The organism is Motilibacter rhizosphaerae (genome assembly GCF_004216915.1).
Classification (GTDB): Bacteria; Actinomycetota; Actinomycetes; order Motilibacterales; family Motilibacteraceae; genus Motilibacter; species Motilibacter rhizosphaerae.
Genome location: NZ_SGXD01000003.1, coordinates 749018 through 773167, shown reverse-complemented (window position 1 = coordinate 773167; position 24150 = coordinate 749018). Strand labels below are relative to the sequence as shown.

21 protein-coding genes, 1 pseudogene and 1 riboswitch are annotated in these 24150 nt (G+C 77.4%); of the genes and pseudogenes, 7 read left to right on the top strand and 15 right to left on the bottom strand.

The features are described from left to right. Positions 1–39: 39 nt before the first annotated feature. On the bottom strand, positions 40–1410 hold the full coding sequence (locus EV189_RS14355; protein WP_130493597.1) for a cryptochrome/photolyase family protein: 1371 nt from the start codon (positions 1408–1410) through the stop codon (positions 40–42). 125 nt (positions 1411–1535) lie between these two features. Here EV189_RS14355 and EV189_RS14350 point away from each other — a divergent pair. Together EV189_RS14350 and EV189_RS14345 are read left to right on the top strand one after the other, a co-directional pair. Next, a pseudogene (locus EV189_RS14350) lies at positions 1536–2216 on the top strand (metal-dependent transcriptional regulator); the annotation flags it as partial. A 224-nt stretch (positions 2217–2440) separates the two neighbouring features. Then, positions 2441–2601, top strand: a riboswitch (cyclic di-AMP (ydaO/yuaA leader). Between the two features lie 2 nt (positions 2602–2603). After that, positions 2604–3512, top strand: coding sequence for a C40 family peptidase (locus EV189_RS14345; protein ID WP_130493595.1), 909 nt, complete (start codon positions 2604–2606; stop codon positions 3510–3512). A 132-nt stretch (positions 3513–3644) separates the two neighbouring features. Here the strand turns inward: EV189_RS14345 and EV189_RS14340 are convergent, their stop codons facing one another. Next, positions 3645–4226, bottom strand: a complete 582-nt coding sequence (locus tag EV189_RS14340; protein ID WP_130493594.1) for a histidine phosphatase family protein — start codon at positions 4224–4226, stop codon at positions 3645–3647. Positions 4227–4267: 41 nt separating this feature from the next. Here EV189_RS14340 and EV189_RS14335 point away from each other — a divergent pair, with 41 nt between their 5' ends. Continuing rightward, positions 4268–4453: a hypothetical protein gene (locus tag EV189_RS14335; protein WP_130493593.1), complete on the top strand. Its 186-nt coding sequence runs from the start codon at positions 4268–4270 to the stop codon at positions 4451–4453. 59 nt (positions 4454–4512) lie between these two features. Here EV189_RS14335 and mscL read toward each other — a convergent pair whose 3' ends face one another. From mscL to EV189_RS14320, 3 genes are all read right to left on the bottom strand, one after another. Continuing rightward, positions 4513–4947, bottom strand: coding sequence for a large conductance mechanosensitive channel protein MscL (gene mscL, locus EV189_RS14330; protein ID WP_130493592.1), 435 nt, complete (start codon positions 4945–4947; stop codon positions 4513–4515). Between the two features lie 74 nt (positions 4948–5021). Beyond that, a complete protein-coding gene (locus EV189_RS14325; RefSeq protein WP_130493591.1) occupies positions 5022–5726 on the bottom strand; it encodes an SAF domain-containing protein in 705 nt (234 codons plus the stop codon). Between the two features lie 127 nt (positions 5727–5853). Next, complete coding sequence (locus EV189_RS14320; RefSeq protein ID WP_130493590.1) at positions 5854–6282, bottom strand: FmdB family zinc ribbon protein; 429 nt, start codon at positions 6280–6282, stop codon at positions 5854–5856. Between the two features lie 210 nt (positions 6283–6492). On the opposite strand from EV189_RS14320, the gene EV189_RS14315 reads away from it, so the two are divergent. Together EV189_RS14315 and EV189_RS14310 are read left to right on the top strand one after the other, a co-directional pair. Continuing rightward, positions 6493–7371 carry an LLM class flavin-dependent oxidoreductase gene (locus EV189_RS14315; protein WP_130493589.1) on the top strand — a complete coding sequence of 293 codons (879 nt, stop codon included), beginning with the start codon at positions 6493–6495 and terminating at the stop codon, positions 7369–7371. A 348-nt stretch (positions 7372–7719) separates the two neighbouring features. Beyond that, positions 7720–10101 carry a putative bifunctional diguanylate cyclase/phosphodiesterase gene (locus EV189_RS14310; RefSeq protein WP_130493588.1) on the top strand — a complete coding sequence of 794 codons (2382 nt, stop codon included), beginning with the start codon at positions 7720–7722 and terminating at the stop codon, positions 10099–10101. A 57-nt stretch (positions 10102–10158) separates the two neighbouring features. Here the strand turns inward: EV189_RS14310 and EV189_RS14305 are convergent, their stop codons facing one another. The 10 genes from EV189_RS14305 to EV189_RS14260 form a co-directional block, all read right to left on the bottom strand. Further along, positions 10159–11523, bottom strand: coding sequence for an L-serine ammonia-lyase (locus EV189_RS14305; protein WP_130493587.1), 1365 nt, complete (start codon positions 11521–11523; stop codon positions 10159–10161). 33 nt (positions 11524–11556) lie between these two features. Beyond that, positions 11557–11835: a histidine kinase dimerization/phospho-acceptor domain-containing protein gene (locus EV189_RS14300; protein ID WP_231116395.1), complete on the bottom strand. Its 279-nt coding sequence runs from the start codon at positions 11833–11835 to the stop codon at positions 11557–11559. Between the two features lie 124 nt (positions 11836–11959). Then, positions 11960–12886, bottom strand: a complete 927-nt coding sequence (locus EV189_RS14295; protein ID WP_130493585.1) for a ribonuclease Z — start codon at positions 12884–12886, stop codon at positions 11960–11962. Further along, positions 12883–15126 carry a HelD family protein gene (locus EV189_RS14290; protein WP_130493584.1) on the bottom strand — a complete coding sequence of 748 codons (2244 nt, stop codon included), beginning with the start codon at positions 15124–15126 and terminating at the stop codon, positions 12883–12885. Before EV189_RS14290 ends, EV189_RS14295 begins: the two co-directional genes overlap by 4 nt. Before the next feature lie 76 nt (positions 15127–15202). After that, the gene (locus EV189_RS14285; RefSeq protein WP_130493583.1) at positions 15203–16690 is read right to left on the bottom strand and encodes a TolB family protein; all 1488 of its coding nucleotides are present in this window, start codon (positions 16688–16690) and stop codon (positions 15203–15205) included. Further along, complete coding sequence (locus EV189_RS14280) at positions 16662–17462, bottom strand: PAS domain-containing protein (RefSeq protein ID WP_130493582.1); 801 nt, start codon at positions 17460–17462, stop codon at positions 16662–16664. Before EV189_RS14280 ends, EV189_RS14285 begins: the two co-directional genes overlap by 29 nt. Before the next feature lie 82 nt (positions 17463–17544). Continuing rightward, positions 17545–17850 carry an STAS domain-containing protein gene (locus EV189_RS14275; RefSeq protein ID WP_165400312.1) on the bottom strand — a complete coding sequence of 102 codons (306 nt, stop codon included), beginning with the start codon at positions 17848–17850 and terminating at the stop codon, positions 17545–17547. 44 nt (positions 17851–17894) lie between these two features. Further along, positions 17895–18746, bottom strand: coding sequence for an endonuclease/exonuclease/phosphatase family protein (locus tag EV189_RS14270; protein ID WP_130493580.1), 852 nt, complete (start codon positions 18744–18746; stop codon positions 17895–17897). A gap of 89 nt (positions 18747–18835) precedes the next feature. After that, positions 18836–20359, bottom strand: coding sequence for a potassium/proton antiporter (locus tag EV189_RS14265; RefSeq protein ID WP_130493579.1), 1524 nt, complete (start codon positions 20357–20359; stop codon positions 18836–18838). Next, on the bottom strand, positions 20356–20985 hold the full coding sequence (locus EV189_RS14260; protein ID WP_231116394.1) for a 5-formyltetrahydrofolate cyclo-ligase: 630 nt from the start codon (positions 20983–20985) through the stop codon (positions 20356–20358). Before EV189_RS14260 ends, EV189_RS14265 begins: the two co-directional genes overlap by 4 nt. Positions 20986–21130: 145 nt before the next feature. Here EV189_RS14260 and EV189_RS14255 point away from each other — a divergent pair, with 145 nt between their 5' ends. Together EV189_RS14255 and galU are read left to right on the top strand one after the other, a co-directional pair. Then, the gene (locus EV189_RS14255) at positions 21131–23131 is read left to right on the top strand and encodes a sensor domain-containing diguanylate cyclase (RefSeq protein WP_130493578.1); all 2001 of its coding nucleotides are present in this window, start codon (positions 21131–21133) and stop codon (positions 23129–23131) included. 95 nt (positions 23132–23226) lie between these two features. Next, positions 23227–24117, top strand: a complete 891-nt coding sequence (gene galU, locus EV189_RS14250) for a UTP--glucose-1-phosphate uridylyltransferase GalU (RefSeq protein WP_130493577.1) — start codon at positions 23227–23229, stop codon at positions 24115–24117. The last annotated feature ends 33 nt before the right edge of the window (positions 24118–24150 follow it).

Sequence of the window (24150 nt, the reverse complement as noted above, 5' to 3'; positions counted from 1 at the left end):
GGACCCGGCACACTACGCCACGAAGGTGAACGCAGCAGGCTAGCCACGCAGCCGGGCGTAGCGCGCCAGCGCCTCCTGCCGCTCGGCGGCGTGGTCGACGATCCGCTCGGGGTAGCCCTCGGGGACGCCGCCCGGCAGCAGCCACGGCTCGTGCACGGCCTTGCCGGCGACCCCGCGCAGCTCGGGGACGTAGCGCCGCACGTAGTCGCCCTGGGGGTCGTGCTCCTTGCCCTGGGTGACGGGGTTGAAGACGCGGAAGTACGGCGCGGCGTCGGTCCCCGTCCCCGCCACCCACTGCCAGCCCTGGTTGTTGCTCGCGGGGTCCCCGTCGCGCAGGTGGTGCAGGAAGTGCCGCGCCCCGCGCTGCCACGGGAGGTGCAGGTCCTTGACGAGGAACGACGCGACGACCATCCGCACCCGGTTGTGCACCCAGCCCTCGCGCAGCAGCTGGCGCATCCCGGCGTCGACGATCGGGAAGCCGGTGCGCCCCTCCGCCCACGCGGCGTACCGCTCGTCGGCGAGGTGGCCGGTGTCGGACGGGACCTCGGCCTCCGGCTTGAGGGGGTGCCACGCGCTGTCCGGGCGGTTCCACAGCACGTCGGCGTAGAAGTCGCGCCAGCACAGCTCGCTGCGGAAGCGCTCCGCACCCTCGCCGGGCACGTCCGCCAGCCCCGCGAGCAGCGTGCGCGGGTGCACCTCGCCGTACTTCAGGTGCACCGAGAGCGCGCTCGTGCCCGGCTTGTCCGGGCGGTCGCGCGCCCCCGCGTACGCCGGCAGCAGCTCCTCGCGGAAGGCCTCCCACCGGCGGAGGGCCGCGCGCTCCCCGGGCTCCGGGAGCTCGACGCCGCCGAGGTCGGGCGCGGGTGGCAGCCCCTCGGACGCGACGCTCTCGACCCAGCGGGTACGCGGCCGCGGGGCCGGCGCGGGCCACCCCTCGCGCAGCCAGGCGCGCTGGAAGGGCGAGAAGACCTGGAACGGGCTGCCGGAGCCGTTCTTGAGCGTCCCGGGGGCGACGGCGTACGGCGTGGAGCTGCGGACGAAGGGGACTGCGCCCGGAGCGGCGGCGAGCGCGGCCTCGACGGCGGCGTCGCGGTGCCGGCCGTAGACACCGGCGTCGGCCGTGACGTGGACCGCGGCGGCCTCGAGCTCCGCGGCGACGCGGGGCACGACCTCGACCGGGTCGCCGTGGCGCACGACGAGGCGGCCACCGAGCGAGGCGTCGAGGTGCTCCAGGGAGCGGACGAGCCAGGCGCGCCGCACGTCGCCGCTGGGACCCCAGAGCAGGGGGTCGAGCACGAACAGCGGGAGGACCGGCCCTCCCGCGGCGGCCGCCACCAGGGCCGGGTGGTCGTGCAGCCGCAGGTCGCGGCGGAACCACAGGACGCCGGGGCGGGCTGCTGCAGCGCTCACGCCCCCGACCGTACGGCCGGGCGACGGGCGCGGCACCCCGACCCCGCCGGCCGTCCGTGCGCCGCTCCGGGGCCGCCCGCGCGCTCGGCTACCGCCCGCCTTGCGCCGGCAGGGACAATCGAGGGGTGAGCGATCTCATCGACACGACCGAGATGTACCTCCGCACGATCTACGAGCTCGAGGAGGAGGGCGTGCCCCCCATGCGCGCCCGCATCGCCGAGCGCCTGGGGCAGAGCGGACCGACCGTGAGCCAGACGGTCGCGCGCATGCAGCGCGGCGGGCTCGTCGGCCTCGGGGAGGGCAACCGGCTCGTGCTCACCGACGTCGGCCGCTCCGCCGCCGTGCGCGTCATGCGCAAGCACCGGCTGGCCGAGTGCCTGCTCGTCTCCGTCATCGGCCTGGACTGGGAGCACGTCCACGAGGAGGCGTGCCGCTGGGAGCACGTCATGAGCGAGGCGGTCGAGCGGCGCCTGCTCGACCTGCTCGAGCACCCGACGCACTCGCCGTACGGCAACCCGATCCCGGGGCTCGAGGAGCTCGGGGAGCAGGACCCGCACGAGGAGTTCCGCCAGGGCGTGGTGCCGCTGCCCGCAGCCGCGGTGGAGGGCGAGACCGTCTCGGTGGTCGTGCGCCGCATCGGCGAGCCCGTGCAGACCGACCCCGACCTGCTCGCCACCATGCGGCGCATCGGGCTGCGCCCCGGAGCGGTCGTCACCGTGCGCGCCACCGGCGAGGGGTTCCTCGTCGGGTCGGGGGGCGAGAGCGCCGAGCTCGACCGCGCCGACGGGCTGCACGTGTTCGTCGCCGTCCCCGGCGAGACCCGGCCCGACGTCGTCCTCCCTGCGGAGGAGGTCGCCTCCTACGCGCGGACGATCGACCCTGCGCCGGCCGGGTGACGTGACGTACGCCACTCCGTGCGCGGCTCAGGCCTCGAAGGGGTAGCGCCGATCGTGACTTTCTCGTAATCTCCGGTTCGCCTCCTCCTCCCGGGGGAGGCGTCCCCGGTCGGACGCCGAGTCCTGCCCTGGCCTAGGGGACGTGGCCGTCTCGACGACCGCACGGCAGGAGCGGGGGACCCAAGGTGTGGCGGGCGCTGGCGACAGCGTCCTAGGGGTGAAGCTGCTTCTGCAGCCGGGCGACTTCCCCGTCCGAACCCGACAGCTCACCTCGCAGGCGTCGGAGAAGGACATGCGTTGAACGCTGCCCTGGACCTCGACGTGCCCTCGTCGACCCTGGACGCCGCACGTGCCACCGTCCCTGCGCAGCGCCGCGGGCCGGGCGCCCACCGCCGGCCCGCTGCCCCGAGCCGCACCGCCGCGCGCGTCGCGGCCCTGCCCGTCGCGGCTGCGGCGATCGCCGGCACCGTCGGCAGCACCGGCACCGCCTCCGCCGCGAGCTCCCGCTCCGCCCACGTGGAGCACGCGACCCCGGCGCACGCCGCGGTCCGCGCCACGGCCGCGAGCCTCCTGCGCGCCCGGCCGACCGTCACCCCGGTCGTCGCCGCGCACCCCCTCCTCGACACCCGCTCGCGCGGCGGCGCGGTCCGCTTCGTGCAGCGCCGCCTCGGTGTGCGCCCGAGCGGCACCTACGGCGCGGCCACCGCGTCGGCCGTGCGCCGCTTCCAGCGCGCGTCGGGCCTCCAGGTCACCGGCACGGTGACGCAGGCGACGTGGCGGGCGCTCGGCGTCGCCGGGGCGAAGCGCGCGAGCATCCGCAGCGTCAGCCTCGACGGCACGCCCGGCTCGCTCGCGTTCGGCAAGCTGGTCCTCGCCGCGGCCCGCGCCAACGCCGGCGGCCGCTACCGCTACGGCGGCACCTCGCCCCGCAGCGGCTTCGACTGCTCGGGCTACGTCAGCTACGTCTACCGCCAGCTCGGCATCGCGCTGCCGCACTCGTCGGCCGCGATGCGCAGCCGCGTCCAGCGGATCAGCCGCTCGCAGGTGCGCCCCGGCGACCTCGTCTTCGTCAGCCGCGGCGGCCGGGTCAGCCACGTCGCGATCTACGCGGGCGGCGGCTACTGGTACGAGGCGCAGCACCCGGGCACCCGCGTCGGGCTGCACAAGGCCTGGACGAGCTCGGTCTCGTACGGCCGCGTGGCCTAGTCGTCGTCAGCGCGCTCCCTGCGCGCCTGCGTCCGCGGCTCCTCCTCAGGACCCGCCCCCGCCCCCTGCCGGCCCCCCTTCCGGCAGGGGGCGAGCGCGTCTCCGGGGCTGCGCAGGCGTCCCTGCCGGGGGTCAGCCCCAGGCGCAGGCGGGGACGTTCCACCCGGTGAGCACGGGCCGGCCGTGCTCGGTGCCGAGCGTGCAGACCGTCCCCGTGTCGAGCCGCAGGTGCGCTCCCTCGCTCGGCGGCAGCGCGAGGTAGCGCGCGGCCAGCACGCGCAGCACGTGCCCGTGGGCCACCACGCAGGCGTCGTGGCCCTCGTCGAGGACGGGCCGGACACGAGCGAGGGCGCGGTCCACGCGGGCGCCCACCGCGGCGGCGTCCTCGCCGCCCGGGGCGCCGTCCTGCCACATGTTCCAGGGGCCGTCGCGCTCGACGATCTCGTCAGTGGTGACGCCCTCGTAGCGGCCGTAGTCCCACTCGACCAGGTCGTCGTCGAGCTGGGGGTCGAGCCCCGCCAGCCGTGCGGTCGCGACCGCCCGCTGCCGCGGGCTGGCGAGGACCAGCCCGAAGGCGAACGAGCGCACGGCGGGCGCGAGCGCCCGCGCCTGGTCCTCGCCGACCGGCGTCAGCGGCAGGTCCGTGCGCGAGGTGTGCCTGCCGTCCCTCGACCACTCGGTCTGGCCGTGCCGCAGCAGGACGAGCGTCGCCACCGTGCCTCCTCGGGAGCGTGGGGGTCCGTACGCTGGGCAGCGTGCCCGGTCAGCCTCCGCCCCACCCCCCGGCCCGCCGCTCCTCCGCCTCGTCGAGCGAGGACGTCGCGGACCAGCTGCTGCCCGACGTGACGAGCGACGAGCGCGACCGCGGGTGGGGCGACGAGCAGCACGGCTCGGACGACGACCGGTTGCTCCGCGAGGTGCCGCCGCACCACGGCGGGTAGCGGACGCGGGTCGCGGCGCCCTGCCGGGTGCCGGTTGGCGTGCGACGCCTGCCGGGCGCTCAGCCGACGGGCGGCACGCCGGGCTCGGGAGCGGTCGCCGTCCCGCCGACGCCGCGCTCGGAGAGCAGGGCGTCGCGGATCTCGCGCAGCAGCACGATGTCCTCGGGCACGGCCACCGGGGGCGCGACGTCGCCGCGGTTCAGCCGCTCGAGGATCTCCCGCGTGGGCACCACGACGAGGAAGTAGACGACCGCGGCGGTGATGAGGAACGTGATCCCCGCGTTGATCACCTGGCCGAACTTGAACTGCTGGTCGCTGATCGTGAGGGTGCCGCCGCTCGTCGAGGCGCCGCCCAGGAACAGCCCGATGAGCGGCTTGAGCAGGGCGTCGGTCACGGAGGCCACGAGGGCGGTGAACGCGGTGCCGATGACGACGGCGATCGCGAGGTCGATGATGTTGCCGCGCAGGATGAAGTCGCGGAAGCCCTTGAGCACGGAGGTCTCCTCCTGGTCGGGAGAGCCCGGGCCGGGAGGGCGCCGGGAGCTCGACGTCGGTCCTGCACGGCACGCTACCGGTCGTCGGGCGGCCGCACGACGACCGCGTACGCCGACGCGCGGGCGGCGGCGACGGACGCGGCCGAGGGGACGGCGACGAGGACGAGCGCCCCGGTGCCGCCCGCACCCAGCGCCGCGGTCGGCGCGGGCGGCACCGCCACGACGCGCGCGCGCAGCGCGCCCGGGCCGGGTGTCCCGTCGAGGGACGCCCCGCCCTCGAGCCCGCCGTCGAGCCCAGCGGAGCCGCTCGCGAGCGCGACGAGGTCGACGACGTCGCCGGCCCGCAGCAGCCGCGCGACCTGCGGGTCCGCCAGGCGCACGGGGACGAGGGCCTCGCCCCGCCGCAGCCCGCCGGCCAGGCCCGCGCCCACGAGCCGGAGGTCGGTGAGCACCTCGCCGCGGTGGACCGGCGTCGCGAGCGTGCGCCCGAGCAGCCGGGCACGGGGGAGTGCCGCGGACGGCACCGCGCCCGGCGGGATCCGCACGTCGCGCAGGACGCTCCCGCGCACGACCTCACCGGCCCGCAGGTCGCGGGCGGCGACCGTGACCGCCCGGGAGGGGGCGGGCGCGGGGCGCAGCGCGAGCAGGGCGCTGGCGACCGCGACGCCCGTCAGCAGGGCGAGGAGCGGGCGCCGGTGCCACCGCGCGCGGCGCCGCAGCCGGGCGAGGCGGGCCCGCAGCGGGAGCAGGCCACGAGAGCGGGGGGCGGGAGGCGGCACCCCGGCACGCTAGGCGGCGGCAGCGGCCGCGAGGAGGGGGTCGCGGAGGGCTGTGGACGACCCGGCGTACGAGCACGCCGCGCCGTCCACAGGCCGCGTCCGCGCCCGAGGGAGGGCGCCGGCCGCGTCAGGCGGCGGAGGAGGAGCCCGAGCTGGACGAGCCGCCCGCGGGAGCCGGACTGGAGGAGCCGCCCGAGGACGTGCTGCTCCCCGACGTGCCGGCCGACCCGCCGGCGGTGGAGCCGGTGCCGGTGCTGCTCGCGCCCGAGCCGCCCGTGCCGCCGGCGGACCCGGTGCTGCTGGAGTCCGACGAGCCCGTGCTGGCGGTCGCCGACGACGCGGCGTCGCTGCTCGACGAGGAGCCGCTCCCGGCCCCGCTCGTGCGGCTGTCGTTGCGGTAGAACCCCGAGCCCTTGAACACGACGCCGACCGCGGAGTAGACCTTGCGCAGCCGCCCCCCGCACGCGGGGCACTCGGTCAGCGCGTCGTCGCTGAACGACTGGACGGCCTCGAAGCGGTGCTCGCACGCCGTGCAGGCGTACTGGTAGGTCGGCACGGTGTTCCTCCTCCTCGGGTGCGCTGGCACTCCTGCGCATCGAGTGCCAATGATGCGCGAGACCTGCGGCCTGCGTCCACCTCGACGTCCTCCGTCGCACGCCGGGGGGCCACCAGCACTGTCGGGCGGCCGTGGTAGGACCTGAGCGCCGCCCCGACCACCACCCCGACCACCACCCGGACGACCCACCATGACGAGACAGGAGCCCGCGTGACCACCATCGGCACGGTCTTCCTCCCCGGCCTCCCGCCGGAGCAGCTGCGCAGGGTGGCCGAGGCCGCCGAGGCGGCGGGCCTCGAGGAGCTGTGGCTCTGGGAGGACTGCTTCCGCGAGGCCGGGGTCTCGGCGGCCGCCGCGGCGCTGGCGTGGACCTCCCGGCTGCGGGTGGGCGTGGGGCTGCTGCCCGTGCCGCTCCGCAACGTCGCGCTCACCGCGATGGAGGCGGCGACGCTCGAGCGCCTCTTCCCCGGCCGGCTGCGGCTGGGGATCGGGCACGGGGTGCTGGACTGGATGGGCCAGGTCGGCGCCCGCGTGGAGTCGCCCATGACGCTGCTGCAGGAGCACGCCGAGGCCCTGCGCGACCTGCTGGCGGGCGAGCGCGTCACGCGGCAGGGGCGCTACGTCCGGCTCGACGGCGTGGCGCTCGACTGGCCGCCGAGCGCGCCGCCCGAGCTGCTCGTCGGGGGCATCGGCAAGCGCACGCTCGCGCTCGCCGGACGGGTGTCGGAGGGCGCCCTGCTGGTCTTCGGGCTGACGCCCGCGGCCGTCGCCGCGGCGACCGGGCACGTCGCCACCGGACGGGCGGAGTCCGGTCGGCCCGGTGCCCCGCGCGTCGTCGCCAGCCTGCTCACCGCGACGGGACCGGGTGCCGCGGAGCGCATCCGGGGCGAGCTCGCGCGCTGGGAGATCGCGCCCAGCGACGACGTGGCGGTCGCGGGGGACGCCGAGCAGGTCGCGGCGCGCGTGCGCCGGCTGGCCGACGCGGGCGCGACGACCGTCGTCCTGCAGCCGACCGTGGACGACCCGGACCCGCGGGAGTTCGCGCGCTTCGCCGCGCAGGAGGTGCAGCCGCTCGTCGGTGCCGGCTGAGCACGGGCGACCCCACCCGGCTGGTGGGGACATTGCACGCAAGGCGGACAGGCCGGGCAGCTGGGCTTGCCTGACCGGCCGAGCTGGGCTTGGCTGGTCTGCGCTCGCGCAGCGTCCGCACCAGTCACGCTCGGCAATGGTGTCGAGGGCGGCGAGGAGGTCCTCGACCGGATCGACCCGGTGGAGGCCCTGCCGCCGCGCGCGCGTACGGCTGCACCAGCAGGGCAGCACAGCAGGGCAGCACAGCACAGCAGGACGAGCACCAGCAGGGCAGACCGGCACGAGCAGGCAGACCGGCGCCAGCAGACGGGCACGTGCCGACGGGCGCGAGACGAGGACGGGCGGGGCGTGGGCGAGGGGGACGGCAGCGTCGCACGGGTCCCACCGGCGCCGCCCGACCACCGGGGGTTCGCCCGGGCGGTCGGCTGGCTCTACGCGGCGGGACCGACGACGTACGTCGTCTGGAGCGCGCTGTCCCGCTCGCCCGGCAGCGACCTCGTCGCCGACGTCGCGCTGGCGGTCATGGCGGTCCTGCTCGCCGCCGTCCTGCTCTCCGGCCGGCTGGACCGCGCCTCGCGCGGGCTGCTCGAGCGGATCCTCCTCGTCTACCCGGCCGTGCTGGCCGCGAGCGCCTACGCCGGCGTGCGCGGCGGCGCCCCGTGGTTCGGCTTCGGCTTCGTGCCGTGGGGCGTCCCCGTCGCCTTCGCGACCGTCGAGCGCGCCCGCGCCTGGGTGCACGCGGGGTGGTCGTCGCTGTGCGCGACGGTCGGGCTGCTCGCGCTCGCCGTCGTGGGTGCCGTGCGCTGGAGCGACGCGGTCTCCTCGGCCGCGGCCGTCGACGCCAGCGCGGTGGCGCTCGCCGTCCTCACCGGCTGGCTGCACCGCCGCGAGACCGAGCGCGCCACGCAGCAGCGGGTGCTGGCGGAGTTCGGGCGGCGCGCGCTCGTCGAGACCGACCTCGCCCGGCTGTTCGAGGACGCGATGGCGACGGCGCTCGAGCTGGTGCCGGGCGAGCTCGGGATGCTGCTCGAGCACCGCCGCGACGAGGCCCTGGTCCGCGTCGCGGCGTCGGTCCGCTCCGAGCGCGCCGGGTCGGTGCCGCCGGTGGGCTTCACCTACCCCGTCGCGCCCGGGCGCCCCTCCTGGCACGTGCTGGAGTCGGGCGAGCCGCTGGTCGTCTCCGACCGCACCACCGACCCGCGGTTCCCGACCCCCCCGCCCTGGGACGAGGCGCTGGTGAGCGCCATCGTCGTGCCGGTGCCCGGCAGCGACGGGCCCTGGGGCCTGCTCCGGGTCCACAGCCACGTGCGCCGCGAGTACACCAGCGAGGAGGCCGCGGTCCTCACGGGGCTCGCCAACCTGCTGGCCGCCGCGCTCGAGCGGGTCCGCATCGTCGAGCGCTCGGCGCACGCCGCTCTGCACGACGCGCTCACCGGCCTGCCCAACCGCCGCTGGGCGATGGAGGAGCTCGCCGCCCGCACCGCCCGCGACGACGCGCCGTGCGTCGTGCTGCTCGACGTCGACGACTTCAAGGACGTCAACGACGCCTTCGGCGCGGGCTCCGGCGACTCGCTGCTGGGGGCGGCGGCGCAGCGGCTGAGCCGCGCCCTGCAGCCCGGGGAGAGCCTCGCCCGGGTCGACGGCGACGCGTTCGTCGTCCTCGCGACCGTGCCGCAGGGGCCGGAGGGTGAGCGGGAGGGCCTGGCGCTCGCGAGCCGGCTGCGCGACGCGTGGCTCGAGCCGTTCGACCTCGGGGGGCGCAAGCACTACCTGACCGCGTGCGCCGGCGTGGCCCTGCCGCGGCGGATGACGAGCGCCCCGGACGAGGCCGCGGCGCTGCTGCTCGGGGAGGCCGCAGCCGCGATCGCCCGCGCGAAGCAGCGCGGGCGGGGGCAGGTGGCGGCGTACGACGCCGGCATGCGCGCGTGGTCGGTCGCGCGCGTCGGCCTCGAGGACGACCTGCGCCGGGCGATGCGCAACGGGGAGTTCTCGCTCGACTTCCAGCCCGTGGTGGACGGGCCCTCCGGCATCCCCGTCGGCGTGGAGGCGCTGCTGCGCTGGCACAGCCCGACCCGGGGGACCGTCGGTCCCACCGAGTTCATCCCCGTGGCGGAGCGGCTCGGGCTCATCGTGCCGCTCGGCGCCTGGGTGCTCGGCGAGGCCTCCCGCACCGTCGCGTCCTGGCAGCGCGCCGGCATCGAGGGCCCGGACGGCGCGCCGCTGCGGCTCGCGGTCAACCTCAGCCCCGTGCAGCTCGACGACCCCGACCTCCCCCGGCTCGTCGCCTCGGTCCTCGACACCAGCGGGCTGGCGCCGGGCAGCCTCGGGCTGGAGGTCACCGAGGGCGTGCTGCTAGACGACATCGAGTCCGCCGCGGCGGCGCTGACGGCCTTGGGCGACGCCGGGGCGCACATCCTGCTCGACGACTTCGGCACCGGGCACAGCTCCCTGGCCTACCTCCACCGGTTCCCGCTGCAGGCGGTGAAGATCGACGCCTCGTTCGTCGCCCGGCTCGGCAACGACCCGGCGGCGGAGGCGATCGTCGCCGCGGTCGCGCAGATGGCCCGTACGCTCGGGCTCGAGGTCGTCGCCGAGGGCGTCGAGGACGCCTCGCAGCGCGCGCAGGTCGCCGCGCACGGGGTGACCCGGCTGCAGGGGTTCGGCATCGCCCGCCCCATGCCGGGCGACGTCACTCTCGACTGGCTGGCTGCCGCGCCCCGCCCGGTCTGAGCCTGCTCAGCACCCGGCGGTCGCGGAGCGCCTCAGCACCCAGTGGCAGCGGAGCGCTCAGCACTCGATGACGTTCACGGCCAGGCCGCCGCGCGACGTCTCCTTGTACTTCACGCTCATGTCCTTGCCGGTCTGCCGCATCGTGCGGATGACGTTGTCGAGGCTCACCTTGTGCGACCCGTCGCCGCGCAGCGCCATCCGCGCGGCGGCGACGGCCTTCACCGCCGCCATCCCGTTGCGCTCGATGCACGGGATCTGGACGAGCCCGCCCACCGGGTCGCAGGTCAGCCCGAGGTTGTGCTCCATGCCGATCTCGGCGGCGTTCTCCACCTGCTCCGGCGTACCCCCGAGGACCGCCGCGAGCCCGGCCGCGGCCATCGAGCAGGCCGAGCCCACCTCGCCCTGGCAGCCGACCTCGGCGCCGGAGATGCTCGCGCCCTCCTTGTAGAGCAGCCCCACCGCGCCCGCCGTGAGCAGGAAGCGCACGACCGTGCCCTCCCGCTCCCCGGTGGCGCGTACGGCGTAGCGCAGCACCGAGGGCACGACCCCCGCGGCGCCGTTCGTCGGCGCGGTGACGACGCGGCCGCCGGAGGCGTTCTCCTCGTTGACGGCCATGGCCCACAGCGTGAGCTCCTCCATGCCGCGCTCGGGCCCGGGCGGCTCCGCGGCCAGCGCGGCGGCGAGGGCGGGCGCGCGGCGCGAGACCCGCAGCCCGCCGGGCAGCGTCCCCGGTGTCGTGCAGCCGCGCTCGACGCAGGCGTCCATGACGTCGGCGATCTCGAGCAGGCCGCCGCGCACCTGCTCCTCGCTGCGCCAGGCGAGCTCGTCCGCGAGCATGACGCCGGCGATGTCGAGCCCGCTGGTCCGGCAGTGCGCGAGCAGCTCCGCACCGGTGGTGAACGGGTGCGGCAGCACGGTCGGGTCGGGCTGGATCCGTGCCGCGCCGACGGCCGCCTCGTCGACGACGAAGCCGCCGCCCACCGAGTAGTACGTCCGCTCCGCGAGCACCCCGCCGCCGGCGTCGAGCGCGCGCACCCGCATGCCGTTGGGGTGGAAGGGCAGCGCCTGGCGCCGGTGCAGGACGAGGTCCTCCTGCGGGTCGAAGGCGACCTCGTGCTCCTGCAGCAGGAGCAGCCGGTGCGTCCGCGCCACCTCCTCCGCCTCGAGGGCCGCAGCGGCGACGTCGACCGTGCGGGGGGAGTGGCCGGCGAGCCCGAGGACGACGGCCCGTGGCGTCCCGTGCCCGTGCCCGGTCGCGCCGAGCGAGCCGAACAGCTCGGCCTCGACCCGGGCCGTCTGGAGGAGCAGGCCCTCGGAGCGCAGCCGCCGGGCGAACATCCGGGCCGCGCGCATCGGGCCGACGGTGTGCGAGCTGGACGGGCCGATGCCGATCGTGAACAGGTCGAAGACGCTGACAGCCACGCGGGGCCTCCAGTCCGGTGCCTGCTCGGCAGCCTACGTCCGCGGCCCGTGCAGCAGGTGCTCCGCGAAGCCCGTCAGCCGCTCCGCGCCGCCGCGGGCCAGCAGCAGCAGCTCGCGCTGCTCGGCGCCCAGCTCGCCCCCGACGCCGTCGAGCAGCGCCTCGAGGTAGCCCGCGAGGACCGTCAGCGGGGAGCGCACCTCGTGCGACACCCAGTCGAGGTACGCGCCGGTGCCCGCCGCCGGAGGGCTGCCCGCAGGGTGCCCGCAGCACGGCCGGGGCACGGCAGGCAGGGGGGACGGCGTACCCGGCACCGCACCTCCTCCCGATCGCTCCACCTCCCTGTCGGCCGCTAGGGCCACGACCCCACCGCAGGGTCGGCATGATCATCCGGTCGGCCCCGCCGCGCGACCCGGGTGGAGCAGCAGGGGGTGCCGCTCAGCCGCGACGGGCGGGCAGGGCGACCACGTCGAGGTCCCGGGCGGCGCCGGCGTCCGGGAAGACCGCCCGCGCCTCGTCCTCGAAGGGACCGCCGTCGTCGCCGTAGCGCTGGGAGAAGTGGGTCAGCAGCAGCCGGTGAGCGCCGGCGTCGCGGGCGATGCCCGCGGCCTGCGCCGCCGTGCAGTGGGCGTACGCGTCGGCGAGCTCGGCGTCCCGCGCGAGGAACGTCGCCTCGCAGACGAGCAGGTCGGCGTCGCGCGCCGCCTCGACCGCGCCGGCGCAGGGCCGGGTGTCCATGACGACGGCGACGACCTGCCCGCGGCGCCGGACCGACACCTCCTCGACGCGCACCTGCCGCCCCGCGACCTCGAGCACCCCCTCGGCGGCCAGCCGGCCGACCGCGGGTCCGGAGATCCCGGCGGCCGTGAGCGCGGCGGGGTCGAAGCGGACGCCGTCGGGTTCGGCGAACCGCCACGCCACGGCGGGGACGCGGTGGTCGAGCGCGTGCGCGCTCAGCGTCCAGCGGGGCGTCCGGGCCACGACCGTCCCTCCGGGCGGCGGCGGGTCGACGGGGTGCCGGCGCACGGTCTGCGCCGCGGGCCCGGTCGCGGCGAGCAGCCCCTCGACGACGGGCGCGGCGGCGGCGGGGTAGTGCAGGTCGAGGGGGGTCGTCGCGCCGTCGAGCAGGCGGCGCTGCACGATGCCGGGCAGCCCGAGGCAGTGGTCGCCGTGGCCGTGGGTGAGGCAGACGCGGTCGACGTGGGCGGCGGACAGACCGGCGAGGAGGAGCTGGCGCTGGGTGCCCTCGCCCGGGTCGACGAGGACCCGGTCGCCGTCCCACCGGAGCAGGTAGCCGTTGTGGGCGCGCGTGCGCGTGGGGACCTGGCTGGCGGTGCCGAGGACCACGAGCTCGCGCCCGCTCACCGCAGGGCGTCCGGCAGGGGCTCCGCATGGACGACGGTGAGGCGGCGCGTGGTGCGGGTCAGCGCGACGTAGAGGTCACTGGTGCCACGGGCGGACCCGGCGACGAGCCCGGCCGGCTCCACGACGACGACGCTGTCGAACTCCAGGCCCTTCGACTCGCGCACGCTGAGCACGGCGACGGGGGCGTCGAGCGCCTTGGGCCCGCCCTCGACCACGGCGTCGGGCACCGCGGCGGCGACGGCGGCGCGGACGGCGGGGAGCAGGGAGGCCGGTGCGAGGACCGCGACCTTGCCCTCGCCGACGAGCGCCTGCTCCTCCGCTGCGGCGACCGCCACCCGCTCGGCCAGCGCGCCCGCCGGTACGGCGACGACGACCGGCGGCTCGCCGGACTCGCGCACCGCCCGCGCGGGCTCGACCCCGGGTGCGAGCCCGGCCAGGACGCGGTTGGCCAGCTCCATCACCTCGGCCGGCGTGCGGTAGTTGACGGTGAGCTCGGCCTGCCGCCAGCGGGTGCCCGCGTGCGGCTCGAGCACCTCCTGCCAGGAACGGGCCCCCGCGAGCGCCGCGGTCTGCGCGACGTCGCCGACCAGGGTCATCGACTTCGTGGGGCAGCGGCGCATGACCAGCCGCCAGGCCATCGGGGAGAGCTCCTGCGCCTCGTCGACGACGACGTGGCCGAAGGCCCACTCGCGGTCGCCGGCAGCGCGCTCGGCGGTGGTGAGGTAGTCGGGGGCCGCGGCGTAGCGGCTGGCCAGCTGCTCGGCCGAGACGTAGCCGTCGAGCCCGAGCACGCCCAGCACCTCCTCGGCGTAGGCCCGCTCGCGGCGCTCCTGCTCGCGGCGCAGCGCCTCCTCCTCGTCGGGGTCGGCGTCGCTGCCGAGCAGCTCGGCGGCCTCGTCGAGCAGCGCGACGTCACCGACGGTCCAGGGGCTGCCGGACGGGCGCGCGAGCAGGGCGGTCTCCTCTGCCGTGAGCACGTCGCGGCAGGCGCGGGAGAGCGCGCCGCGGTCGGCGTAGAGCTCGGCGAGCAGGCGCTGCGGCGTGAGGTGCGGCCACAGCCCGTCGAGCGCCTCGCGCACGTCGGGGTCGGTGCGCAGCTCGGCGCGGATCTCGGCGAGGTCCTCGTCGTCGAGCAGGTGCGCGCCGCGCTTCGCGACGATCTGCGTGCTCAGGGCCGCGACCACCTCGCGGACGAAGGTGCGGCGAGCGAGGTTGTGCGGCCGGCGCGAGCGGCGGGCGCGCTGCCGGGCGCGGTCGACGACCTGGCGGTCGAGGACGACGTCGTCCCCGTCGACCGAGAGCTCGAGGCGACCGCCGCGGGGGAGCCGCTGGCGGTCGCGCACGGCGGCGGCCACCACGTCCACCATCCGCAGGTCGCCCTTGAGCCGCGCGACCTCCGGCTCGTCCTCCGCGGTCGCCTCGACGCCGGGGAAGAGCCCGGCCGCCGAGGTCAGCAGCACGTCGGTCTCGCCGAGCGAGGGCAGCACCTGCTCGATGTAGCGGAGGAACGCCGGGTTGGGCCCGATGACGAGCACGCCGCGGCGGGCCAGCCGGTCGCGGTAGGTGTAGAGGAGGTACGCCGCGCGGTGCAGTGCGACCGCGGTCTTGCCGGTGCCCGGGCCGCCCTGCACGACGAGGATCCCGTCGAGCTCGTCGCGGATGATCCGGTCCTGCTCGGCCTGGATGGTCGCGACGATGTCGCCCATCCGGCCCGTACGCCGTGCCGCGAGCGCCGCGAGCAGGGCGGCCTCGCCGTTGAGCGTCTCCTTGTCCGCCTCGCTCAGCGCGTCGAGGTCGAGGACCTCGTCGTCGACCCCGGTGACGACGCGGCCGCGGGTGGAGATGTGCCGGCGGCGCACGACGCCCTCCGGGTGCGCGGCCGTCGCGCGGTAGAACGCCTGCGCGGCAGGAGTGCGCCAGTCGACCTGGAGCTGGTCCTGCTGGTCGTCGGAGAGCCCGAGCCGCCCGACGTAGAGCCGGTCGCCCTCGGCCCGGTCGAGCCGGCCGAAGCACAGGCCGTTCTCGACGGCCCAGAGCTGGGCGAGCCGGTCGGTGTGCAGGGTGGCGAAGGCGTCGCGCTCGGAGCGGTTCTGGTGGGTGCCGGTGACCTCCTGCCGGCGTACGGCGTCGAGCTGCGCCGCGGTCCGCTCCCGGAGCTCGTCGAGGCGGGCGTAGAGCAGGGCGACGTGCTCGCGCTCGCGCGCGAGCTCGCTGGACCCCGTGGCCTGCTCCGCTGACATCCGCCCGTCCTCCGCTCCAGCACCGGTTCGTGGCCGACCATCCTCTCCCGGAGGTCCCCGGTGCCGCGCGGCGGGTTCAGTCGCCCGCCGCCCCGCCGCCGGCGCTGGCGCCCGTCCCCGACAGCGGCGAGGAGGCCCCGGCGGCGTGCGCCGCGTCGGCGGGCCGCACGACGACGACCAGTGCCGCGGCGGGCAGCCGCAGGCGGAGCGAGAACCGGCCGCCGGTGACGGCCGCGCTCCGCAGGGGCTGCCAGCGCCCGTCGACGAGCCGCAGCACGAGCACGCGCCCGCCGCTGGCCCCGCGGACGCGGCCCGCGAGCACGAGGGTGCCGCCCTCCCGCCGGCCGGTCGCGCTCACCGCCCACGCGACCGGGACGCGGGTCACGGCGCTGACGACACGGGCACCGGCCCGCAGCCGCACGTCGGCCGAGCGCTCGAGCACGAGCGGCACGTCCGCCGCGCCGTCGCGGACGGGCACCGTCGCGTACGCGCGCCAGCGGCTGCTGCCCACGGGCCGGACGTCGAGCGTGGCGCTCGCGCTGCCCGGGCCGTCGGTGCGGGCGTCGACGGCGACGTCCAGCGGTGCGCCCGCGACCGGGTCGCCGGCGAGCTCGAGCGAGGCCGCGACCACCCGGCTGCGCAGGCGCAGCGCGTGCGGCGGCGGGCCGGTCGCGACGCCCAGGCTGCTGCCGCTGCCGGGCAGGTGCGCGACGACGGTCCGGGCGCGCGCGCCGCCGGGCGCGACCAGGTCGAGCTCGGCGCTCGGGTCGGGGTCGCCGCTGCGCGGCGGCACCACGCGGACGGCGTACGTGCCGGCGGGGGTCGAGACAGGCGAGAGGAGGAGCGCGTCGCCGCGGACGAGCGACCGGCCAGCCGCGTCCACGACGGAGACGCGGGTGCGCCCGGTGTCGGCGGGCTCGAGGCGGGTGAGCAGCGGCCCGGCGGGCGCGAGGGCGATGCCGACGTAGAAGTCCCCGGGCAGCCCGACGCGGCTGTCGGCGCCGGTCGCGAGGTCGACGACGTGCGCCTCGCCGTTGGCCCACGCCCCCGTCGTCACGGCGGCGGTGGTGTAGCCCAGCGTGCGCCCGTCGGAGGCGAGCGCGACGTGGCGCACGGGCAGCGGCGGGTCGGCCACGACCGTGCTCGTGCCGGTCGCGAGGTCGAGGGCGCGCACGTCCCCGTCGCGCTGCGAGGCGTCGAGCTCGCCGACGTAGAGCGTGCGGTCGTCGGGCGAGAACGCCCCGGGGTACGCCCGGTGAGCCAGCACCTCGCGCGCCTCGCCGGTCCGGGTGTCGGCGACGAGCACGCCGGCCGGCCCGAAGACCGCGAGCAGTGCGCCGTCCGCGCTCAGCGCGACCTCGGCGCCCGCCCCGGCGTTGTCGAGCAGGCGGCGGGGAGCGCCCTGGAGGGGCACCGCCCAGACCGTGCCGCCGTCGGCCACCACCGCGTACGCGCCGGCGGGACCGCCCGCCGACGCCGGGGGTGCCGCCGCGACCGCTCCCGCGAGCAGGAGGGGCGCGAGCAGCGCGCGGGAGTCAGGCCGACGCTTCGGCGAGCGGCGCATCGTCGGCCCAGCGGCGCGCCAGGTCCTCGCGGGCGCCCTGCCGGGCGGTGTTGAGCAGGTCGAACGCGCTCTGCCCGGCTCGCGCGGTGGCGACCCCGATCGTCGCGCCCTGCTCCTGCACCTCGGCGAGGCCGCGCAGCCGGTGGCGCAGCGCCCGCATGCCGCGGTCGTTGGTGTCCTCGCAGACGACGACGAGGGTGCGGTCGACGCGGGCGAGCGTGTCGGTCGAGCGGACGGTCTCGACCAGGGCGCGCGCGACCGTCGCCAGGTCGCCCTCGTCGGGCACGGCGACGATGCAGCAGCTCACCGCGCGGGACGGGTCCCGGTCGCGGAGCGCGAGCGCGTGCTCGAGCCGGTCGCGGAGCAGCGCGCCGCCGGCCAGCCCGGTCTCCGGGTCGGCGAGGTGGCCGGTGTGGACCTCGCGCTCGAGTGAGGCGACGCGGGTGACGTCCTCGACGTAGAGCACGCGGCCCGCGACGCCGGGCACGACCGCGGCGGTGACGAGGCCGACGACCTCGCCCTGCGGGGTCGGGAAGCGCCGCTCGGCCTCCTGCACGCCGTACGCCGGCAGCAGCAGGCTCGCCGCCGGCGGCCCGTCGCGGTGCAGCAGCGCCTCGAGCGGCGTGCCGACGAGACCGGCGGCGGTCCGGCCGAGCAGCCGCGCGAGAGCGGGGTTGGCGTAGGTGACGGTGCCGTCGCTGTCGACGACCGCGACTCCCGTGGGGCTCTGCTCAGCGAGCAGGGCGACGGGGTCCGGGGTGCTGGGGCCCATGCGACTCCATCGCCCGCGGAGGGGCCGGTCCTGAGGGTTCGGGCCGCGGCCCACCCGTCAGGCGGAGCGGTGCTCCTCGGTGCTACTCGGCGTCGAGGACGTGGAGCAGCGCGAGCAGGCCGCTCACCTCGAGGGCGCGGCGCACGATGGGCGTCGGCCGCAGCACGCGGACGAGGCCGCCGCGCTGCTGGGCGCAGCGGGCCACCCGCGCGAGGAAGGCGAGCCCGGCGCTGTCGAGGAAGGTCACGGCAGAGAGGTCGACGACGAGCACGGTCGCGCCCGACGCCTCGAAGGCGACGGCGGCGGTGCGGAGCTCCTCGCTGCGGTGCAGGTCGATCTCGCCCTCGAGGACGAGCACGGTGGGGACGACCAGATCGACGTGCTCCACCCTCGCCCTCCCCTCGTGCGCGTGCTGCCGGCCCGCCGATCGTCTCACCCGCCCGCGTGCCCCGTCAGGCGTACGCCGTGATCGGCGCCCGCCCCCACCCCGTCGGGGACGTCCACCACGAGCGCGCGGTGGTCGGAGAGCTCGAGCTCCACGGCGTACCCGGTGGCGCCGTCGGGCACCCCGCCGCGGCCGAGCACGTGGTCGAGCTGCACCCGCGGGGTGTGCGCCGGCCAGGTCCGCTCGCTGACGAGCTGGCGCCACTCGCGGCACAGCCAGCGCGGCAGCCCGGCCGGCATGTTGAGGTCGCCGACGAGCACCTGCGGGCGCGGCTCGTCCTCCAGCGCGCCGACCAGCCGGCGCAGCTGCGCGACGTTCCAGCGCGGGACGAACGACAGGTGCGTGTTGGCCACGGTCACCGGCCCGTCCGGCCCCTCGACCACGGCGACGACCGCGGTCCGGGGCTCGTCGCGCACCCACACGAGGCGCTTGCGCTCGCCCGGGTGGCCGAGCCGCAGCGGCGTCACGACGGGCACGGGGCGCAGCCGGACGACCTTCCACGAGATGACGGGCAGGCGGGAGACCAGGGCGATGCCGTACGCCGCCGGCTCGTGCGACCCCACCCCGTCGCACTCCTCGTCCGCGGGTCCGGCGGCGCGCCACGTGCCGCCGGGCGTGCCGACGAGCGCGGGCACGAAGCGCCAGGCCCGGGCGCCGACCGCCTCGGCCACGAGGGCGGTCTGGTCCACGCCGCCGGAGCGCTCCTGGTGCCGGTCGACCTCCTGCAGCGCGAGGACGTCGGCGTCCAGGGTGCGGACGGCGCGGCGCAGCTGCTCGGGGTCGGCGTCCTCGCTCCCCATGGCGCGGCCGGAGAGCAGGTTGAAGGTCGCGATGCGCACGGGGGCGGCATACCCCGTGGCCGGCGCCCTGCCACCCGCACCGCTCGGGCCGGCGGTGCTCAGGCCGGCGGTGCTCAGGCGGGCGGTGCTCAGGCGGGGGGTGCGGTCCAGCGGCCGAGGCGGCCGTGCCGGGAGACCTCGGCGATCCGGTGCTCGGTGCGGGTGCGGGCCTCCGGCGTGACGACGAGCAGCAGCTCGTCGCCGGCGCGCAGGACCGTCCGCGGTGTCGGGACCTCGGCGACCCCCTCGCGCACGACGAGGGCGAGCGACGCGCCCGCCGGGAGCCGCAGCTCGAAGACCTCGACGCCGGCGATCTGCGAACCGGCGGGGACGCGCACCTCGAGCAGGTCCGCGCCGAGCAGGCCGAGCGGGCTGGCCTCGACGTCGATCTCCCGCGCGGCGAGCGGGTCGGCGAGGCGGAGCAGGGTCGCGGCCCTCCCGAGCGTCGGGGCCTGCACGAGCGTGCTCACCACGACGAGGACGAGGACGACGCCGAAGAGCCGCTGCGCGCCGGGGACGTGCTCCACCACCGGCACGGTCGCCAGCACGATGGGGACGCCGCCGCGCAGCCCGGCCCAGGAGAGGAAGGCCCCGTGGCGCCACGGCACCGGCTGCACGCGCAGCCCCCACCGGCGCAGCAGCGCGAACGGCGCGACCGCCACGGCGACCGCCAGCGGTCGGGCGACGAGGAGGAGCACGGCCGAGAGCGCCAGCGCGGGCAGCACGACGCCGGGCAGCCGGGACGGGGACGCGAGCAGCCCCAGCATGACGAACAGGCCGATCTGGGCGAGCCAGCCGAGCCCCTCGACGAAGCCGCGCGTCGCCGGCCGGTGCGGCAGCCGGCCGTTGCCCAGCACCAGCCCGGCGACGTAGACCGCGAGGAAGCCGCTCGCGTGCGGGACGGCGGCCCCGGCGTACGCGAGCACGCAGACCGCGACCACCGCGAGCGGGAAGACGCCGGCGCTCGGGAGCGCGACGCGGCGCAGCGACCAGGCGCCGAGCGCCCCGACCCCGAGCCCGACGGCCGATCCGGCCCCGAGCTCCCAGAGCAGCAGCAGCGGCAGCCGCCAGCCGTCCGACGGCTCCAGCGGCGCCTGCGCGAGGGCGGCGACGACGATGACGACCGGCGCGTCGTTGAACCCGGACTCGGCCTCCAGCGCGCCGGCGAGGCGCTCGGGCAGCGGGACGTGGCGCAGCAGGCTGAAGACCGCGGCCGCGTCGGTCGAGGCCAGCACGGCGCCGAGCAGGGCGGCCGTGCGCAGGTCGAGCCCGAGCAGCGGCTCGGCCAGCAGGGCCGTGACGAGGACCGACACGGCGACGCCGAGGGTCGACAGCGAGGCCGCCAGCCCGACCGAGGAGCGCACGGAGCTCCACCGGGTCGTGAGCCCGCCCTCGGCGAGGATGACGACGAGCGCGGCGTAGCCCAGCACCTGCGCCAGCTGCGGGTCGTCGAAGCGCACGCCCAGCCCGTCCTCGCCGATGAGCATGCCGAGCCCGACGTACAGCACGAGCGAGGGCAGCCCGGTGCCGGCGGACAGCCGCGAGGTCGCGATCGCGAGGAGGAGCACGAGGGCGCCCACGAGGAGCACCGCGTCGAGCTGGCCGACGGTCACGGGCCGTCCGGTCCCGTCGCGAGGCGCACCAGCCCGGTGGGGGTGAGCGCGGCGGTCACGCGCACGTCGTGCTCCTCCGCGGGCAGTGGGCCGTCCACCAGCTCGTCGGCGTGGACCACGGCGGCGAGCAGGGCGCCCGGCCGGGCGCGGGGCAGCGCCCGGTCGTAGGACCCGCCGCCCTGCCCGAGGCGCACCCCCCGCCGGTCGACGGCCAGCGCGGGGACGAGCACGACGTCGGCGAGCGCGAGGGCCGCGGGACCGAGGTCGGGGGAGTCCGGCTCGAGCAGGCGCGGGCGCACCGGCGAGCCCACGACGGCGACGCCCAGGGGGAGCTCGGCCCAGTGCAGGTCGAGGTCGGGGCGCAGCAGCGGGACGAGGACGCGGACGCCCCGCGGGGCGAGGGCGCGCAGGGCGGGGAGGACGTCCGGCTCGCCGGGCACCGGGAGGTACGCCGCGACGCAGCCCGCGCCCGCCGCGGCGGAGGCGGCCAGCAGGACCCGCTCGAGCCCGCGCGCGGCCTCCGCGCGCTCCTCCGCGGACCGGGCCCGGCGCCGGGCCCGCAGCTCCGCGCGCAGCCGCTCCTTGCCCGGGTGGGCAGTCGCGGCCCCGTCGCTCGTCACCGGCACGGGTGACCTGCCGGGGGCGCGCCGGTCACCGGTGGTCAGCGGCGGCCGTCGGGTGGGACCATCTGGGCAGCGTAGGGGAGGACCGCGGTCCCGCGGGGAGCAGCGCCGCTGCTCCGGGCCGTGCGTCCGGGGAAGGGGTGCCGCCGTGGGTCTGCGCTCGCGGCTGTGGGTGGCGGTCACCGCGCTGCTGCTGCTCCCCGTCCTCGTGACCGGGCTGGTGGCCGCGTCGGTGCTGGCGCGCCAGGAGGACGACCGCGCCGGCGAGCGCGCCGGGCTGCAGGCGCAGGCGGTCGCCCAGGCGCTCGTCGCCGAGTGCGGCCGGATGCAGGCCGTCGCCCGCGAGCTCTCGGCGCTGCTCGGCACGGCCACCGCCGCCGAGGTCAGCGCGGCGCTCGCGGAGGTGCAGGGCGACGGGGCGGACTACGCCGGGGTGACCTTCGCCGACGGCCACAGCGCCTCCGTCCCCGCCGGGGCCGAGGACCGCGCCGCGCACGCGGTCGCCTGCCAGGACCGGCTCACCGCGCCCGACCTCGTCGGCCTCGCCGAGCAGCTGCCCGGCGCCCGGCGCGACGCCAGCTCGGGCTCCGGGCCCGAGCGCGCGCGCACCGCGGTGCAGGCCGTCGTGATGGAGACCGTGACGCCGACCTGGCTGCTCACGGCGCTCGGCGGCGTCGGAGGCGCGAAGGGCGGCGGAGCGCTGCTGGCGGTCGACGGGCAGCCCGTCGTGACGACGCTGGGGGACTCCGCGGCGTACCTCCGTCCGGCGGTGCTCGAGGGCGACGAGCAGGCGCACGGCCGCGTCGTGCGCGCGGAGGCCCTCGGACCGCGCAGCCCGGTGACGGTCGTCGTCGCGACCCCGGCGCCGGGCCACGCGCGGCTCTACGCGCTGACCCTGCTCGGCACCGTGCTCGGCTGCCTGCTGGTGGTCGCCCTCGGCCGCGCCGTGTCGCGCGCGCTGACCCGCCCGCTCGCGTCGCTCACGGAGGCCTCCGAGCGCGTCGTCGCCGGCGACCTGGACGCGGCCGTCACCGTGCAGAGCGACGACGAGGTGGGCCGGCTCGGGCGCTCGCTCAACCTCATCACCGCGGAGATGCGGCAGTACCTCGACGCCCTGCAGCGCAGCCGCGACGAGCTGCGCGACAACCTCGAGCGGCTCGGCGAGGCGCTGAGCTCCACGCACGACCTCGAGGGGCTCGTCACCGTCGTGCTCGAGTCCGCGGTCGCCGCCGTCGAGGCGCGCGCCGGCCTGGCCTGGGTCGGCGAGACCGGTCAGCCGTTCCCGCTGGTGGCCGCCCAGGACATCGAGGAGCTCGGCGCCGGGATCGCGCGCCGCGTCGTGCCCGGCGTCGGGGTGCTCGGCTCCGTGGCGGAGCAGGGCGTGGTCGTCCGCGGCCTGCTGGGCGACGGGCCGGGCCAGCTCGTGCCCGGGCCGGGCGACCCGGCCGGGCAGCACGTCCTCGCCGTGCCGCTGCGCGGCTCCACGGGCGTGACGGGCGTGCTCGCGCTGGTGGGGCGCCAGGACGGGCGGCCGTTCGACGCGCGGCAGGAGGAGGAGATCCGCACCCTCGCCTCCCAGGCGGGCATCGCCGTCGACAACGTGCTGCTGCACCGCGAGACCGAGCGGCTCGCGATCACCGACCCGCTGACCGGTCTGTGGAACTTCCGCTACCTCTCGATGAGCCTCGCCCGGGAGATCGAGCGGGCGAGCCGGTTCGAGCGCACGCTCGCCGTCCTCATGCTCGACATCGACCACTTCAAGGCGATCAACGACACGTACGGCCACGCCCGCGGCGACGCGGTGCTCCGCGAGTTCGCGATGCGGGTGGGCCAGCAGGTGCGCGAGGTCGACGTGCTGGCGCGCTACGGCGGTGAGGAGTTCGTCCTCACCCTGCCCGAGACCTCGCTGGAGGGGGCGGCGCAGCTCGCCGAGCGGATCCGCGTCGCGGTCGAGGTCCCGCACTTCGGTGCCGGTGCGGCCGAGCTGCCGGTGCCGGTGACGGTCTCGATCGGCGTCGCGGCGTACCCCCTGCACGGGAGCACGCCCGCGGCGCTGCTGCGCGCGGCGGACACGGCGCTGTACGACGCGAAGCGGGGCGGGCGCAACCGCTGGGGGGTCGCGGCGGTCACCTCGGGGACCGGGGCCTGAACGCCGTCCGGACAGTCGGTGGACGGGATCCGCAGTGGGGTGGGGACCGCCGGAGTGCCGGGGACGCCGTCGGCGGGCCCCACTAGGGTCGGGGCATGACGACGAGCAGCGTGACGAAGGCCGTGATCCCGGCGGCGGGGCTGGGCACCCGCTTCCTGCCCGCGACCAAGGCGGTGCCCAAGGAGATGCTCCCGGTCGTCGACACCCCGGCGATCGAGTACATCGTCGAGGAGGCCGTGCGCGCCGGCCTCGGCGACGTCCTGCTCGTGACCGGCCGCGGGAAGCGCCCGCTCGAGGACCACTTCGACCGCAACGTCGAGCTCGAGGAGGCGCTGGAGTCCAAGGGCAAGGACGACGCCCTCGCCGCGGTCCGCCGCTCCACCGAGCTCGCCCAGGTGCACTACGTCCGCCAGGGCGACCCCAAGGGCCTGGGCCACGCGGTGCTCGTCGCGAAGGCGCACGTCGGCGACGAGCCGTTCGCCGTGCTGCTGGGCGACGACCTCATCGACGCCCGCGACCACCTGCTCGAGCAGATGCTCGCCGTGCGCGCCGAGCGCGGCGGCAGCGTCATCGCCCTGCTCGAGGTGCCGGCCGAGTCCATCAGCCTCTACGGCGCGGTCGCGGTCGAGGCCGCCGACGGCGACGTCGTCACGGTCACCGACCTCGTCGAGAAGCCGCCGGCCGACGAGGCGCCGAGCAACCTCGCCATCATCGGGCGCTACGTCCTCGACCCCGCCGTCTTCGGGGTCCTGGAGCAGACCGCTCCCGGTCGCGGCGGCGAGATCCAGCTCACCGACGCGCTCCGCACGCTCGCCTCGCTCCCCGCCCAGCAGGGCGGCGGCGTCAGCGGCGTCGTCTTCCGCGGCCGGCGCTACGACACCGGCGACAAGCTCGACTACGTCAAGGCGGTCGTGCGGCTCGCCAGCGAGCGCGAGGACATCGGCCCGGAGCTGCGCTCCTGGCTGCAGGAGTTCGTCGCGGGCTGAGGCCGGGCACGCTGCTCTGCAGCCGGCCCGACC

Bases quoted from the DNA above. Each gene is read 5' to 3' on its own strand.
- EV189_RS14290 (WP_130493584.1), bottom strand. From the start codon at position 15,126: ATGTCAGCGGAGCAGGCCACGGGGTCCAGCGAGCTCGCGCGCGAGCGC.
- galU (WP_130493577.1), top strand. From the start codon at position 23,227: ATGACGACGAGCAGCGTGACGAAGGCCGTGATCCCGGCGGCGGGGCTG.
- EV189_RS14280 (WP_130493582.1), bottom strand. From the start codon at position 17,462: ATGGGCCCCAGCACCCCGGACCCCGTCGCCCTGCTCGCTGAGCAGAGC.
- EV189_RS14285 (WP_130493583.1), bottom strand. From the start codon at position 16,690: ATGCGCCGCTCGCCGAAGCGTCGGCCTGACTCCCGCGCGCTGCTCGCG.